Annotated in this window: 11 protein-coding genes; 4 read left to right on the top strand and 7 right to left on the bottom strand. The window is 39.4% G+C overall.

The window, feature by feature from the left end:
- Positions 1-48 precede the first annotated feature (48 nt).
- On the top strand, positions 49-933 hold the full coding sequence (locus AO498_RS11820; protein ID WP_067547806.1) for an AraC family transcriptional regulator: 885 nt from the start codon (positions 49-51) through the stop codon (positions 931-933).
- Here the strand turns inward: AO498_RS11820 and AO498_RS11815 are convergent.
- From AO498_RS11815 to AO498_RS11805, 3 genes are all read right to left on the bottom strand, one after another.
- Positions 930-1610 carry a LytR/AlgR family response regulator transcription factor gene (locus AO498_RS11815; protein WP_067547803.1) on the bottom strand — a complete coding sequence of 227 codons (681 nt, stop codon included), beginning with the start codon at positions 1608-1610 and terminating at the stop codon, positions 930-932. The two genes, AO498_RS11820 and AO498_RS11815, sit on opposite strands and share 4 nt — an antisense overlap.
- The gene (locus AO498_RS11810) at positions 1607-3034 is read right to left on the bottom strand and encodes a sensor histidine kinase (RefSeq protein WP_067547800.1); all 1428 of its coding nucleotides are present in this window, start codon (positions 3032-3034) and stop codon (positions 1607-1609) included. The genes AO498_RS11815 and AO498_RS11810 overlap by 4 nt, the downstream gene beginning before the upstream one ends.
- A 410-nt stretch (positions 3035-3444) precedes the next feature.
- Positions 3445-4911 (bottom strand): SLC13 family permease, encoded by a 1467-nt coding sequence (locus tag AO498_RS11805; protein WP_067547797.1) that lies wholly within the window; start codon positions 4909-4911, stop codon positions 3445-3447.
- Positions 4912-5212: 301 nt separating this feature from the next.
- Here AO498_RS11805 and AO498_RS11800 point away from each other — a divergent pair, with 301 nt between their 5' ends.
- The 3 genes from AO498_RS11800 to AO498_RS11790 are packed head-to-tail and all read left to right on the top strand — an operon-like array spanning position 5213 to position 8100.
- Complete coding sequence (locus tag AO498_RS11800; RefSeq protein WP_067547796.1) at positions 5213-5878, top strand: DUF4956 domain-containing protein; 666 nt, start codon at positions 5213-5215, stop codon at positions 5876-5878.
- A gap of 4 nt (positions 5879-5882) precedes the next feature.
- Complete coding sequence (locus tag AO498_RS11795; protein WP_067547791.1) at positions 5883-6869, top strand: HlyD family secretion protein; 987 nt, start codon at positions 5883-5885, stop codon at positions 6867-6869.
- A gap of 4 nt (positions 6870-6873) precedes the next feature.
- Positions 6874-8100, top strand: a complete 1227-nt coding sequence (locus AO498_RS11790) for a TolC family protein (protein ID WP_148660232.1) — start codon at positions 6874-6876, stop codon at positions 8098-8100.
- A gap of 58 nt (positions 8101-8158) precedes the next feature.
- On the opposite strand, the gene AO498_RS11785 is transcribed toward AO498_RS11790, so the two are convergent.
- The 4 genes from AO498_RS11785 to AO498_RS11770 all read right to left on the bottom strand — a co-directional run bounded on the left by AO498_RS11785 (position 8159) and on the right by AO498_RS11770 (position 15228).
- Positions 8159-10180 carry a M13 family metallopeptidase gene (locus AO498_RS11785; RefSeq protein ID WP_067547784.1) on the bottom strand — a complete coding sequence of 674 codons (2022 nt, stop codon included), beginning with the start codon at positions 10178-10180 and terminating at the stop codon, positions 8159-8161.
- A 75-nt stretch (positions 10181-10255) separates the two neighbouring features.
- Complete coding sequence (locus AO498_RS11780; RefSeq protein WP_067547780.1) at positions 10256-11887, bottom strand: M1 family metallopeptidase; 1632 nt, start codon at positions 11885-11887, stop codon at positions 10256-10258.
- Between the two features lie 50 nt (positions 11888-11937).
- A complete protein-coding gene (locus AO498_RS11775; RefSeq protein ID WP_067547778.1) occupies positions 11938-14130 on the bottom strand; it encodes a S9 family peptidase in 2193 nt (730 codons plus the stop codon).
- A 93-nt stretch (positions 14131-14223) separates the two neighbouring features.
- On the bottom strand, positions 14224-15228 hold the full coding sequence (locus AO498_RS11770; RefSeq protein ID WP_067547776.1) for a Gfo/Idh/MocA family protein: 1005 nt from the start codon (positions 15226-15228) through the stop codon (positions 14224-14226).
- Positions 15229-15416: the final 188 nt, after the last annotated feature.

Here is a 15416-nt window from a genome sequence, read left to right as displayed (position 1 = left end):
AATTTTGCAGATTTTAAGAGCATTGTTTCGCATAAAGAAAAAAATACAGTGAAAAAACCCCTTCAAAAATCTCGAATTCCAGAAAATAATGCTTTTATCATCCGTGAGCTAATCGCTCCGTTTTTTGATGTGAATTGGCATTTTCACTCTGAATTTCAGCTTTTTGTGGTTTTGAAAGGCCGAGGTACTCGATTTATTGGAGACCATATGCAGGCATTTCGAGAAGGGGATATGGTGCTTACCGGGCCAAATTTGCCACACCTTTGGAAAAATGATAAGGCCTATCATGATCCTGAAAATGGATTGGAAACCCATGGAATCGTGATTTATTTTCCTGATAATTTTTTGAGGGAATCTGTATTTCGACTGGAAGAATTTGAAGGAATTGCACAGATGCTTCGGAAATCCGAACGTGGGATTGAAGTCACCGGAAAGGCCAATCAACAGATCACCCAAATGATGAAGGATATGCTTCACATGAAAGGGGCAGAAAGTATCATTCAGTTGTTGAAAATCTTAAACTTAATGGTTGATAGTCCAGATTGTCATTTGATAGCAAATGCGGGCTATATTAATACCAATAAGGAATCTGAAAAGGACCGGATGGGCCAGGTATACGAATACGTGATGCAGAATTTTCAGGAGAAAGTGACGCTGGAAGAGGCGGCCCGAATTTCGAATTTATCGGTTTCTGCGTTTAGTCGATTTTTCAAAAGCCGCGTAAATAAGTCCTTTTCAGACTTTCTGACCGACGTTCGAATTTCTCATGCTTGCAAATTATTGCACGAAACCGATCTCAATGTGAGCGAGATCGCCTATGAATGTGGATTTTTTACACTTTCTAATTTTAATCGCTTGTTTCGGGATCGGGTTCAAAAGACACCTTTGGAATATCGCAAGGAGTTTATGGAATCCTTTCTTGCAGTGACTTAGTCCAGCTTAATTTTTTCCATCACTTCTTCTAAATAGGAGCTACTAATTGGCACCCAAAAATTTCCAAATCGAAGTTGATGTCGCTCGGCTACTTTAACCTGATTTTTATTGGCTAAAAATGAACGGTGGGTGCGGATAAAGTAAGAAGGAAGAAGCTTTTCAGTTTCTGAAAGCGTCATTCTGCTCAGGATTTTTTCCTGCTCTAACTGAAAAGTCACATAATTTCCCTGAGCCTCGCAATACAGCAATTCAGAAAAATCTACTCGAACCTGCCCTTGGGATGTTTTGACAAAAATGGAGACAGGCTCTTGCGAAGGTTGTAAGCTGATCCATTCTTGGGCTTTTTGGCAGGCTTTAATAAATCGACTTAGGTTGAAAGGTTTGAGTAAATAGTCCAAGGCATCAAGTTCAAAGCCTTTTACTGCGTAATCGGAATAGGCGGTAGTGAACACAATCAGCGTATTTTTTGGCACCAATGCAGCCAAGTCAATCCCTGAAATATCTGGCATATTGATATCCAGAAATATCAGATCTACTGGATTGTTTTTTAGAAATTCCAATCCCAAAACGGCATCAGTGAAAGTCGATTCAAGTGTTAAAAATGGAACTCTGGAGGCGTGTGATTTAATCACCTCCAGAGCTAAAGATTCATCGTCTATGGCAATTGCCTTAATCATGGATTTTGGATTTGTACAGAAAGATGAACAAAGAAATCAGTGTCATTTGAAATAATGCTCAGTTGATGCTGATCGGGATAGAGTAGGGCGAGGCGCTTCTTGACATTTTCAAGACCAATTCCTGATTCTTCTCTAGATTTTTCATTGACAGGCTTTTCTGGATGTACACTGTTGACCAAATCTAAGTGAACAGACCCTGAAATGCAGCGAAGATTGAGTCTAATCCAGGATTTTTCTTTCGCAGAAATCCCGTGTTTAAAAGCATTTTCCACAAAAGGGATAATGAGCATAGGTGAAATTTCACCCTGACATTGTGCATCGTTGATCTGGATGTCCAAATCAAGATTTGTCTGAGCTCCAAATCGTAAAAGCTGTAAATCAAGGTAGTTTCTCAAATAGTCAATTTCTCTGGAAAGAGGAATTCGGGGAAGTTGATTCTCATGAAGCATAAAGCGCATCATATCTCCCAATTTTTGAATCCCATCGGAGGTTTTTTCTGCATTTTCGATTAGTGCACTGGCATAAAGCGTGTTCAGCGCATTGAACAGAAAATGCGGATTGATTTGCGATCTTAAAAAATCAAAGCTTGCATTTCCTTGATCGACTTGGGTGGAGAGGGATGAAATTTGACCCAAAAATGAATCGTATTTCTTGAAGATCAGGGAAGTTAAAGGGAAGAATATCAATTGAATAAAGGTAACTGTACCCAATCCACCAACAAAGAAAATCTCTTCTTGATTTGATTCTGCTGAGATGATCAGGAATATCAATAAAAGTATGGCCATCAAACTCCAATTGTACCATCTGGATTGCTTGATTTTTCCTTGTTTCTTTTTGCCATAGACCAAATAGAAATTGAAAAGGCTAGCGATCAAGATTACAGGAATAAACATTCCAAATACAATGGCAGGACCATTATTTGTGATTGGTTCAAGGAGAATCAAAAAGAAGAACGTAAATAAATACCCCAAGATCAATCGGAATATGTTGTAAAGTTGGAAGTCCCGGAGCCGGGGAGGGGTCAATGCTTGTTCCAACAAATGCGCAGCTATCTGATAACAAACGAACAGCACCAAGACACCCAAAAAGAAGGTAGGAAATGGCGTTTTGATTAATTCAGATTGATAGCCAAATAAGGCACTTATGAAAAATGCCACAGCGCCGGCGAGTAGGATTTTCAAAATGATCTTCCATTTTTTGACCGCTTCAGAAAATTGAGGAAGATAAACCTGGTGAATCAGATGAAAAACCGTGTATAGCGAAGCTAAGATCAATAGCCTGCTGGCATAAGTAAAGATTTCAAAACTTGAATCATTGTAGAATTGAGGTCGATATCCAAAGAGGATAAAGAGAAAGGCAGTCAAAGTCGCACTGGTGACAATCCACCATTCTATTTGTCGAAAATCAAGACTTTTGGATTTCATGGGAGGAAGATAAGGAGGAAATTAGATGGATTTTTAGTGTTTTGGAAAATGAATTGGGTCAATTCAAAACCAGAATAAGGTTATAGACCAAGCCGCAAAGGATAAGCAGATAGAAGATGATTTTCTGAGAATTTCCTTTTGAGTTTGACATTTCAAGGTGTATTAATCAAATGCCAAGAGGTGCAAAATCTGAATTTATTAAAGTTTCAGGTTGCTTTGAATCTTTTAAAATGCTTTTTCTGATTGTTTGGAAAGAAGGGCAGATGACCATAAAATAGTTGGTTTAGCTGTTGAATTAAAATTTTCAACAAGCTTAACCGAAGCCTAATCCTGAGGCAAAAAAATGTGACGAATCTGGCTATTCTAGGGATGGAATCTGCTGGGTAGGAAAATTTTGGATGCTAGAGTTATCAAAATGGGTAAGTCTCAAGTTCGATCCCCCAAAGCCATGGAAGGATAAAGTAGACCATCAGTGTAATGATCAAAATGGAAAGAATATTGAGCCAGAGACCAGCTTTGACCATGTCTTTCATTTGTAGATAACCTGAACCAAAAACAACAGCATTGGGAGGTGTAGCTACAGGTAACATAAATGCGCAACTCGCGGCAAGTGTGGCACCAATCATTAATCCAAAAGGATGTAAGTCCAACTTCAAAGCGACTGCAGCAAGGATGGGCAGAAGCATGGATGCCGTGGCAACGTTTGAAGTGACTTCAGTGAGGAAGTTGACTGAAGCAATGATGATTAATAAGAGAATGAAAAATCCTACTCCTTCGATTAGGGTGAATTTTTGACCGATCCAATCTGCAAGACCGGTTTCTTTAAATCCTTCCGCCAAAGCCAACCCGCCTCCAAATAAGATCAACACTCCCCAGGGTATTTTTTCGGCAGTTTTCCAGTCCAAGATTCGTTCTCCAGATTTGGAGGAGGGGAGAAGTAATAATAAAACTACCCCTGTGAGGACGATGATGGTATCGTCAATACCAGGAATCAATTTTGCCAAAAAGAAACTTCTACTTATCCATGAAAAACAAACCAAGCCAAAAACGATCAAAACGGTTTTTTCTTCAAAAGTTATTTTTCCTAGGGACTTTAATTGCTCAGAAATGACTGTTTTTGCGTCACCCAGTTGAAACTTTTTGGGAAGTGGATTTCCAAAAGAAACTAAGTAATACCAACATATTCCTAGCAAAATCAAGGAGAATGGAAGTCCAAAAAGCATCCATTTATCAAATGGAATCGAATATTGATACATTTCCTTGACTACTGCGGCTAATATGGCATTTGTTGGAGTTCCAATTAAAGTCGCCATTCCTCCAATAGAAGCAGAATAGGCGATTCCCAACATGATATTTTTCCCGAGGTTTTCGGATAATTTAAGCTGAGAAGTTCCCAGTTGTACTTTAAACTGGTTGACTACAGCAAGTCCGATAGGAAGCATCATCAATGCAGTGGCTGAATTGGAGATCCACATGGATAAAAATCCTGTGGCGAGGATAAATCCCAAAACAATTTTGCGTAGGTCAGTGCCTAATAAATTTATTATGTTAAGTGCGATTCGTTGATGTAGATTCCATTTTTCAATTCCAGTAGCCAATAAAAATCCACCCATATAAAGTAAAACGGTGGGATGCATGTAATTGGCTGATACCAAATCAATTTTTAAAATTCCCAGAAGTGGCATTAGGATTAAAGGAAGGATGGCAGTTCCAGCGATAGGCATGGCTTCAGTAATCCACCAAATAGCCATCCATACCGTAAGGGCAAGCATGGCTAGACCTTCAGAATTTAATCCGGGTGATTCCACAATTCCTAGAATCACACAAAATGCAATAGGACCTAGAAAGAGGCCGATACGGGAAATCCAATTATTCATTGAAAGGTAGATGCGGGTGGTAAATGGGGTTATGGGTTTTCAATACCGTGGGTAAGATATCAAAGATTAACGAACAGGTTCTAAAAATTTATATTTAACATAATATAAATTATAAAACATATAGCCATAGATAATCGAAATGGGGCTAATTCAATTGAATATGCTCAATTCAAGAATTCCATGGTGATTTGATTGGTTCAGGATTCAAAAGATTCTTGATTCAACCAAAATTCTTGAGATATTCAAGGCATCAAAAAAAATTGCTGTTCACATCACCGTTTATTTATCTCTCGAAAATTTCATGCTTGAATTATTCCCAGATCAACCTATCTATGAATATCCACAGTTAATAAATATCACATATTCTTTCCTTTGGGCATTTGTTCTTTCCTCGATAATTGCGATCACTCATAAATTAACCTTTACTGGAGATTACTACCCGAAAAACTTCTTTCAATCCTTAGTCCTTGGAGCTGTAGTGACCACGATGGTCATGTTGGCTATTGGTGATAGTTTGGCTAGAGGTTTAGGTGTATTTGGCGCAATGGCTATAATTCGATTTCGAACTCGAATTGATGATCCCCGGGATGTTCTCTTTTTGTTTGCCGCCTTAAGTACTGGCCTAGCCATTGGCGTTTATGGATTTACTATTTCTTTTGTTGGCGCAATCCTATTCTGTTTAGTCGCGGTTCTGTTGCATTATTCTCCCTTTAGAAGTTATTCGCATCCCAATCACCTGTATGTGACGATTCAAGATTCATCTATTCTTCAACAAGTCAACACAGTCATTCAGGAATTTGGGACTGAGGTTCGAATTATTTCTATCCAAAATACCTTGGATAAAGGCCTTCGATACCATTTCGGACTTACTTTAAAGGGCACTATTTCAAAAGAAAAATTGGTTGATTCCTTACTTTCGATTGAAGGCGTTTCTCAGCTTAAATTCTCTTCTAACGAACTGGTCTAAAGGCATGAAACTTAAATCAAATTGGTTTTATGTATTGATAATCATGATGTTTGGTATCATGCTCTATATCAGTGCAATCTACTTTAAAGGAAGTGGAGAATCTTCTATTGGGATTGCTCAGACTTCAGAATACAAGATCAATTCAGAAAAGGCGGCTCAAGTAAAAGCTATCCATGTCATCCCAGGAATGGAAGTGAAAGCTGGTCAACTATTGGTAGAATTGACCAGCGAATCTCTGGAAATGGATATCCTGAAGCTTTCAAATCGAATAGCCGTATCCAAATCTGAACTTATCGAGAAATCCAAGTTAGCAGAATCAGAAATTGCCTATATCAAAGCTCAAAACCAACTCGTTCTGGAGGAATTAGAATCAAAAATTCAGGAACTGGAAAGTGAAATTCAATTAAATGGTGCACTCACCAAAAGTTTGACAATTACCAATTCGGAAGTGATGAACTCTCCTACCGTTCTGAAAATCAATTCGCTAAATGAGCAAAAGAAAATGCACCTGGATGCCATGAATATTAAAATCAGTAATGTGAACCAGGAAAGTAAAGCTGAGCAACAAACACTTAAAAGTCAAATTGAGCTTCTTATGCTCGAATTATCACTCCTAGAAACAGAGCAGAAAAATCTCAATAAATATGCAATTGCTTCCGGAGTTGTCAATAAAGTGTATGTCAAGCCTGGAGAACAAGTAGATTCCTTTACCCCTCTTTTAGAAATCAATCCTCTTCATCCCACCATTGTCGTGGCCTATTTGGTAGGGAAAAAAACCGTTGACTTTCCGGTTGGGAAATTGGTAACAGTGTCTTCTTATGATCAAAGAAGAAATACAGTAGAAGGAAAAGTAATAGGATATGGCTCGGTCAGTGAATTGCCGGAAATACTTCAAAAATCTACTGCAACCAAGGCATTTGGTCAGGAGTTGTTTATCGAAATCCCCGATGAAAATACCTACTTCAATGGGGAAAAAATATTGATCCGATAATTCCATGCGCGCTTTAATTATCTGGTGTTTCCTTCTGCCTATTGCTTCTTTTGGGCAAGTTTCAATGGAAGAGTTTCTAGAATCTGCCTTTGAAAGCATTCAAATAAGGCAAATTGATCAACAAAAAGGATTTTTGGAATCTGGTTCGTACAAGATGGCTCCTATTCGAGGACTTGAGTTTAGGACAGAATCAAACCAACTGGATCCTCAACGACAAGATTTTGCATTGAGAATTAGCCCTGCGAATCCATGGGAAATCAACCGCAACAATGCCTATTTTGAAAAATACCAGGAGGTGATTGATTTAGGTCAAATCCGACAAATCAAGAAACTGATTCAATTACGATACGATTTGATTATCGATTGGGTCTATTTACAAGACCGTAAAAGTCTTAAGGATGAAGAAATTAAAACGATCAGGTTATTGATCGAAATCCTGGAAGCCCAGCGAAATTCAAGTTTTTTTGATCCTGAAAATTATGCGGAATTGAAGATCGATTTGATCGAAAAACAGGCTGAATTACAGGATTTGATGCTGGAAGAAGATGTATTAATGCAGCGAATTGTGTCTTTTTTACCAGACGCACAATCCAAAAATCTCGATTGGAATTTGGATGATTTGGTTTCCATCGAACGTATTTCAAATTGGATTGAAACCCATAAAGCTCAAATTGAAAGTGAAGAAGTCACCTATCATCGTAAACTTGTTGAGTTATCCAAAGCTGAATGGGAATTGGAAAAATCAAATTTGAATATCGGTTTTCTTCAGGCACAATATCAGCAATTCAGATTGGCTCAGGATAGGAAACCATGGAACATCGGTCTGGGAATTAGACTTCCTATTTTCAATCCAAACAAAGGGAAAATGGCTGAGAAAAAGCTTGACATCTTTGAAGCGGAGGGGAATTTAACCCAGGTTCAAAATGAGCATGTAGCTGAAGTTGAACTGGTCAAATCGAAACTCGTTGGTTTATGTGAAAATTATTTTTCCATTCAGAATCAGCTCGAGGACTTGGATTTAATTTCAATCGAAAAAAATCTGAATACGCTTTCTTCAAATAATCCTGCTGTTAATCTCAGATTTCAACGGAATCTTTTAAAGTCAAAAAATATTCTCGCAAGACACCAGAGAGATATTTATGCGGCATTTATCGAATATTTAAGTTTGACCGATGCTTTGCAGCAAAGACCCATCGTTAATTATTTAGGTTCTGATTGGATTACCAACTAAAAAAGGGTTTGAATAAATCAATTCAAACCCTTTTTGCGAAATTTTTTAATTCAGGCTTTTACCAGATTTTAATACGTTCTTCAGGCGCTCGATAATTAGCATCTCCAGGCTGAATCCCGTAAGCAGCATAGAATGGCTCAAAATTCATTAATGGTCCATTGACTCTCCACATTGCTGGAGAATGAGAATTGGTATTCACATAGGTTCTCATGTATTCATCTCTGGTTTTCACTCTCCAGATTCTGGCAATGGAATAGCAAAATCGTTGATCTGGGGTAAATCCATCAATCCGAGTAGTGTCTTGGCCTTGCTGAGTAAGTTTGAACGCATCATATGCGATGTAAATTCCCCCGTTGTCAGCGGTATTTTCTCCAATGGTCATGGCACCTTTTACAGGTACAGAATCAAGGACAGTAAATGTGTCGTATCGGTCTATCAGCAACTGGGTCTTATCCTTAAACTTTTCATAATCAGCCTTTGTCCACCAATTTTTAAGGTTTCCTTCCTTATCAAATTGGGCGCCCTGATCATCAAAGGCATGCGTAAGTTCATGACCGATCACCATTCCAATACCTCCATAATTGATTGCATCATCAGCATTTGGGTCGAAATACGGATATTGAAGAATCCCAGCAGGAAAGACAATTTCATTCAGTGATGGATTGTAATAAGCTGTTACGGTACTTGGGGTGGTCCCCCACTCTGTTTTGTCTGGAGTTTTGCCTAGTTTATTGAACTGATACTTCGCTTCGTCTTTCTTCAATTGTAAGACATTTTCAAAATAGGCATCTCTTTCTATCTCAACCGGATATTCCCTCCATTTATCAGGATAACCTATTTTCTTGGTGATAGCATATAATTTCTCCTTTGCTTGAGTTTTGGTACTGTCACTCATCCAGTCCAACTTATTGATTCGCTGTTCAAATGCTTTTTGAAGGTTATTGACCAGGTCTAAGACCTTTTGCTTGGCATTCTCATCGAAATAACGTTTTACATACAATTGACCAAGATCAAAGCCAAGTTGCTGATCCACTTGTTGCACCATTTGTTGCGCTCGAGTCAAAGGTTTGGATTGTCCTGAAACGGCTTTATTATATTCGAAAGAGGCTTTTTCAAAGTCAGAACTTAAAAAGTTTGCATAGCTGGTCAAAGCATGGGCTTTAAGATATGTTTTCCAATCATTCAGTGGTTGGCTTCCCAAAAGCGAATTCAATTTATCGTAATAGGCAGGTTGACGGATATCCAATGAATCCGTAGTTAGTTTTAATTCTCCCAGAATGTCTTTCCATCCAATATTCTCATGCTTTTGGTTCAAGTCATTGAGGGCAACTTTATGGTAATTTTCTTTCACGATTCGTCGTTCGATTCGTGTTTTGTGAGACTCAGCCAGACTCTTTTCCAAGTTATAAACAGAATTCGCCGCTTGCTCAGCTTCTGTAGAGGAAGAACCCGTAAGCGTAAAAAGTGTGGAGAGGTAGTTTTTATAAGCATTTTGGATGCTTAAAGAAGAAGAATCACTTTTAAAATAATAATCGCGATCGGGAAGACCTAAGCCGGTTTGGCTAAGGTGGATTATATTGATCGTGCTGTTTTGATCATCTGGAGAAATGCGAAGACTTACCACGGATTGATTGTTACGTCCGAGTTCAGAGGTAATGAATTTCTGAAGATCCCTCAGATTTTGAATGTCTTGAATTCGTGTTAAAATCGGCTTAATCGGATCAGCTCCTCGTGAGTTGATGGCTGTTGTATCCATACCAGAAGCATAAAAATCCCCAACTTTTTGCTCAATGCTTCCCTTCGGATGCTGAGTGGCAGAGACTTCAGTAAGGATACTTTCGAGAAGCTTTTTTTGAGGGATATTCAAAAATGAATATGATCCCACTCCTACTTGATCGGCATCGATTTCTACAGAATTATACCATTTTCCATTGACGTGCATAAAGAAGTTATCACCAGGTCGGATCGTAGAGTCCAATCCCGCTAAGTCTACAAATTGTCTTGGTTCGGGATTTTCATTTGGAGATTTGGAGGTACAGGCTGCGAGGGTTAGTAAAGCAACAAGGATTTTATAATTCATGATTGATCGAATTTGAAAGGAAATTAAACTAAAAAAGGATGAGCTCTTGACCCATCCGTGTAATTGTCTTTTGGTTTATCTCATTCGACTTACTCCTACATAATAATCGGGATCGACTTCCAGGTCTTCTTGTGTCTTTACTTTCAGCTGGGACCAAGTAGTTTTAGGTTGAATTCGGATCTTCTCTTCACCGATTGTCACATCCACTGGCATAGTGAATGAAGGTAAACAAGAGATCCATCGATAATTAAGGGTCTGATTATCCGAATAGTAATATTCCAAAATTGGAATTTGGGAATCTCTTAAATATTGGTCAAAAACAGGTCTTAGATCTATTCCTATCCCCATGGCGATATAATGCTCTACCTGATCGGTCGTAACAGTTTGGTGGTAAAACTCTTCATTTAATCCCCGTAAAATCTGTCTCCACTTTTCGTCATCGTTCAGGATTTCACGAAGCATATTGAGCAGGTTTCCACCTTTATAATACATATCGCCGGAGCCACGCTGATTCAATCCATAAGTTCCAATAATCGGACGATCGTTTGCAATATTCATACGAGTGCCTCTTACGTACTCCTGACCAGCTTCTTTTCCATAATGAAATTCCAAAAAGAGGCTTTCTGAGTAATTAGTAAAGCTTTCGTGAATCCACATGTCTGCCACATCCTTATAGGTAATGTTATTGGCAAACCATTCGTGCCCAGCTTCATGAATGATGATGAAGTCAAATTTTAGTCCCCAGCCTGTACCGCTCAAATCCCTGCCACGATAACCATTTTGGTAGCCATTACCATAAGTGACCGAGCTTTGATGCTCCATGCCTAAGTAAGGTGCGTCGACGAGTTTAAAGCCGTCTTCATAAAATGGATAAGGACCAAACCAATGTTCAAAGGCCTTCATCATTCGTCCAGCATCTTGAAAATGAACTTTGGCTTTCTCTAAATTTTCTCTCAGAACAAAATAATCCATATCCAGCGTGCCTTTTTCACCTTCGAATTTTTCACCAAAATGGACATAATCGCCAATATTGATATTCACGCCGTAGTCATTGATTGGATTGACTACCGACCAGTGATACGTGTTTTTGTCCTGACCAATTTCTATTTCGACCAATCTACCATTGGATACATCCATTAAACCTTCAGGAACGGTGACACTGATTTTCAAGCTATCTACTTCATCTGCAGGATGGTCTTTGAGTGGCCACCAAATACTAGACCCAATTCCTTGGTTGGATGATGCTATAAATGGTTTTCCAATGCTGTCCTTGGTCCAAGTAATTCCCCCATCCCAAGGAGGACGAATTGCTTCTTTGGGCTGCCCTTCATAGGATACCACCAATTCTTCAATCGTACCAGGTACCTGTTGTTTCTTCAAGGTGACAAAATGAGCAGCACCATCGCGTTTGAACGAAAGCTCCTCGCCTGCTTGGATTATTGAGGTAATTTTCAAGGGTTCTTGTAAGTCAAGTTGTAAAACTTGATGTTCAGATTTTACCTGGTATCGAATTGTATTTGAGCCTTTTATAGATTTTGTTTCCGGGAAAATTTCTATCGCCAAATGATAGTAATTCAAATCCCACCAAGCTCGCTCTGGAGTGATGCTTCCCCGTAGGGTATCTGCCCGAGTAAAGGATTTTTGGGAATAACTCGAAGAGAGTGAAAGTAGCAAGGCAAATATTCCAAGTAGAATTTTTGATCTCATAAACCGGGGGTTTTTTCTGATAACTTTTTACAAATAACCTTTCACTAATTTCACTTTCCTCCTGGAGGACAATATCTCTTCAAGAAGTCGGTATACAATTTTCTCAAATGGGCTGTTGTTCCCTCTCCTTCTCCGATTCCATGGGATCGATTAGGATAAGGCATAAATTGAAAGAGTTTCCCATTTTTAATCAATTCATTGATTAGCATTTCGGCATTGGCATAATGAACGTTGTCATCTCCCGTGCCGTGGATGTATAGAAGATTTCCCTGTAGATTTTTGGCATGTGTGATCGGTGATCCTGCCACGAAATCTTCCAAATTTTCCTGCGGAAGTCCCATGTAGCGCTCCTGATAAATGTTATCGTAGGTCAGCTGATTAGCTACCGCTGCCAATGAAATCCCTGTTTTGTAGATTTCAGGATGTTGGAACATTAAGTTTAGGGTGGCCGAACCTCCTCCGCTATGTCCCCAAACGGCTACTCGCTCTGGATCTACAAAATCCCATTTGATAATTTGAGCAGCTGCTTCTGCTTGATCGGAAATATTTAATCTTCCGATTTTTCGGTAAATACTTTTTCGCCAAGCTCGACCTTTTGGAGCTGGGGTACCTCGATTGTCTATAGAAATATAGATATAGCCATCTTCTGCCATATCACCATCGTAATTTCGGTTTCTCGCTATCCCGTAGGAATCCCGGACATTTGCTCCCCAAGGTTCGGTGTACACGAAGAAGACTACTGGATACTTTTTGCTAGGATCAAAGTTTTTGGGTTTAACCATCCAGCCATCCAATTCCGCTCCATCTGTAGTGATGATTTTGAAAAACTCAACCGTTTTTTCTCCCTGATTCTGAGCCAAATTTGCAGCGATGCTTTTTGAAGCATCGAGTGGTTTATGATTGGGTAAACTGATCCATTCGGAAGATGGTCGAGTGTAGGTATTTGAAAATTGGTGGATGGCAAACTTGCCTGATGGGGAAATCACATAGGAATGGGTTCCTTGGAGATCCATAGGTGTTACCAGTTCTGCTTTTCCTTTTCCATCCAGACGAGTTTTGTAAAGGTATTTTTGGGTAGCATTTGAGGGTGAAGCGTGGAAATAGATCATGTTTTCTTTTTCATTGACATGAAGCAAGTTGATCACGTCATATTCCCCTGCAGTAATTAGAGTCTCTTTTCCAGTCAAATCCATTCGGTACAAATGTCTCCAGCCGTCTTTTTCACTAAACCAGAGAAATTCTTTACCTCCATTGATCCACTTAAATTCATGGCGATAGGTAATCCCATAGACATTTTCCCAGCTGGAAAGCACATCAATCCAAGCCTCATCTTGCTCTTCTGAAATGACCTTCGCTTCATTTTTTGCTACGTCTACGGAATAAATCTTACTGTGATTTTGCTTTCGGTTGAGTTGCTGAACCAATAGTAATTCAGGGCTATTCCACTCCATTCTAGGTAAATAGTGCTGCTGTGGATCCCCTGGAATGTTTAACCACGAAAGCTTTTTTGAGTCAAGTTCGATCACTCCAATTCGAGCTGGTGAAGGCGATTGACCTACTTTCGGATATTCCACCGGAACTACTTTAGAATAAACAGAATCGGTAAAATTCATCATGTAATAATCACGAATCTGATTGGCATCCAATTGCCAAAAAGAAATCCGCTTGCTGTCTGGACTCCACTGAAACCCATCTCTGCAGGCGAATTCCTCCTCGTAAGCCCAATCGAAAGTTCCGTTGATCAGCTTTCGGTTACCATCTTGCGTTAATGCGGTGATTTGACCGCTATCCAAATCTTCAGCATAGAGATTAAATTCACTGACATAGGCGATTTTGCTACCATCAGGAGAAAGCTTAGCAAATCGTAATGAGGACTCAGGAAGCCCCTTCCCTGCTTGCTTTAACTCTTTTGTTTCCAAATCGAGTACCCAATAATCACCCTGTGTGTCAAGTCTCCAAACCCGTTTGGTATTCGTGTAGATCACTATTTTTTTTCGGTCTTGGGAAAAAGTAAAGTCCCGAACTTGGAGGGCTGTTCCAGCATTTGGAGTCAAATCGGCTTTCGAGATAAATACTTCCGGGCTTTGATCCGGGAGATTAATTTTGAGAATCTGCCCTTCCTGAATTTGGTAAAATGAATCACCATTCAAATCCCATTTAATTTCTTGAGCAATAACGGGACTTTTTGCACAGACGAGAAAAAGGAGAAGAATAACTCCTTTAAAAAGAGTTGATAAACGCATGTAAAGTGAGTTTAAGGGAGATTGAAGCTTCTAAAATAGCTGAATAAGTTATAAAAAGGCCTTCCAAGATTTCAAAACTTGGAAGGCTCTGGATCATTTTAAAATTGAATCGATGCGAATGGGAATTCCACCGCGGCGATTACTTTCATCTGCGGCTTCCATGAAGGCATAGATTTCCAAGGTTTCTCGCGGTTCAACAGGTAGCTTTTTGGTGCGGAAAAACTCAGCGATTTGGATTGCCAAAGGTTCATATCCTTCAAAAGGACCAAAGAAAAGATTTCCCTCTGTTCCAAAGGCAGTTCCACCGTAGTCGTGCTTTCCAGATCGCATTCCTCGAAAAGTACCGATTCTTCCGTCTTTCCATGTTCCTATTACCACTTCGGCATCCTGAGTCGAAAAACGTGTCACTGATTCACATCCCTTTCCCATCGCAGTAAACAGAATTTCTACCCCATGTATCCCATACCAAAACAAATCCGGATGGCTAGGTTCCAAGGTTGCTGGACTGAAGGCATCACAGGCTAATACTTGACCGATTTTGTTTTCATGCCGAACCGCATGGACATTCTTCTGGTAGCGAAGCGAAGAGGAAGAAAACATAGGAACCCCTGCTGCCTCTGCTTCTTGGTAAATTTTCAAGGCATCAGAAAAAGAACCCGCAACCGGCTTATCAATAAATACGGGTTTTTTAGCCTTGAATACTGCTCGTGCTTGCTCCAAATGAGGTTTTCCATCATTTGTTTCCAGAAGCACCACATCCACTTTTTGTAGTAAGGCATCAATGGAATCCACGATTTCCACACCGAGTTCTTTCACCTGATCGATGTAACCTGGAATTCGGTCCATACTCGATTTGATATCTCGGCTGCCAAAAGGATAAGCTGCCACCACTCGAAATCCTGAAAGTTCTGGCTTTGGATTTTCAGCATTGAAAAGCTTGGTAAAAGCAGGTGCATGTGAAGTATCCAAACCGATAATTCCGATTTTTATAATGTCTGCTTTGGTATTTCCAAGGAGTGAAAAAGGTAATGAACTCAGACTGGCAGCCGCTCCGAGAGCAGTGGTTTTTTTTATAAATGATCGACGAGAAGGTTTCATATAGTCTTGGTAGAATGGGGTTTATACTGTTTTTATTGTTTTAAATTTTTGATTTTTTAGAAAATACAGATCGTGCTTTTAGCACTTTTGGTAAAATCATTTTCTCAAAATTCCCAGAATTGAATTTTGGGCTAGTATAGAACGCGCTTTCAGCGCTTTGAATCAGTCGCTTGAATTCTAATTTGCTC

This window comes from Algoriphagus sanaruensis (assembly GCF_001593605.1).
Classification (GTDB): Bacteria; Bacteroidota; Bacteroidia; order Cytophagales; family Cyclobacteriaceae; genus Algoriphagus; species Algoriphagus sanaruensis.
The sequence above is the reverse complement of the archived record's forward strand: the minus strand, read 5'-3'. Positions and strand labels throughout refer to the sequence as shown.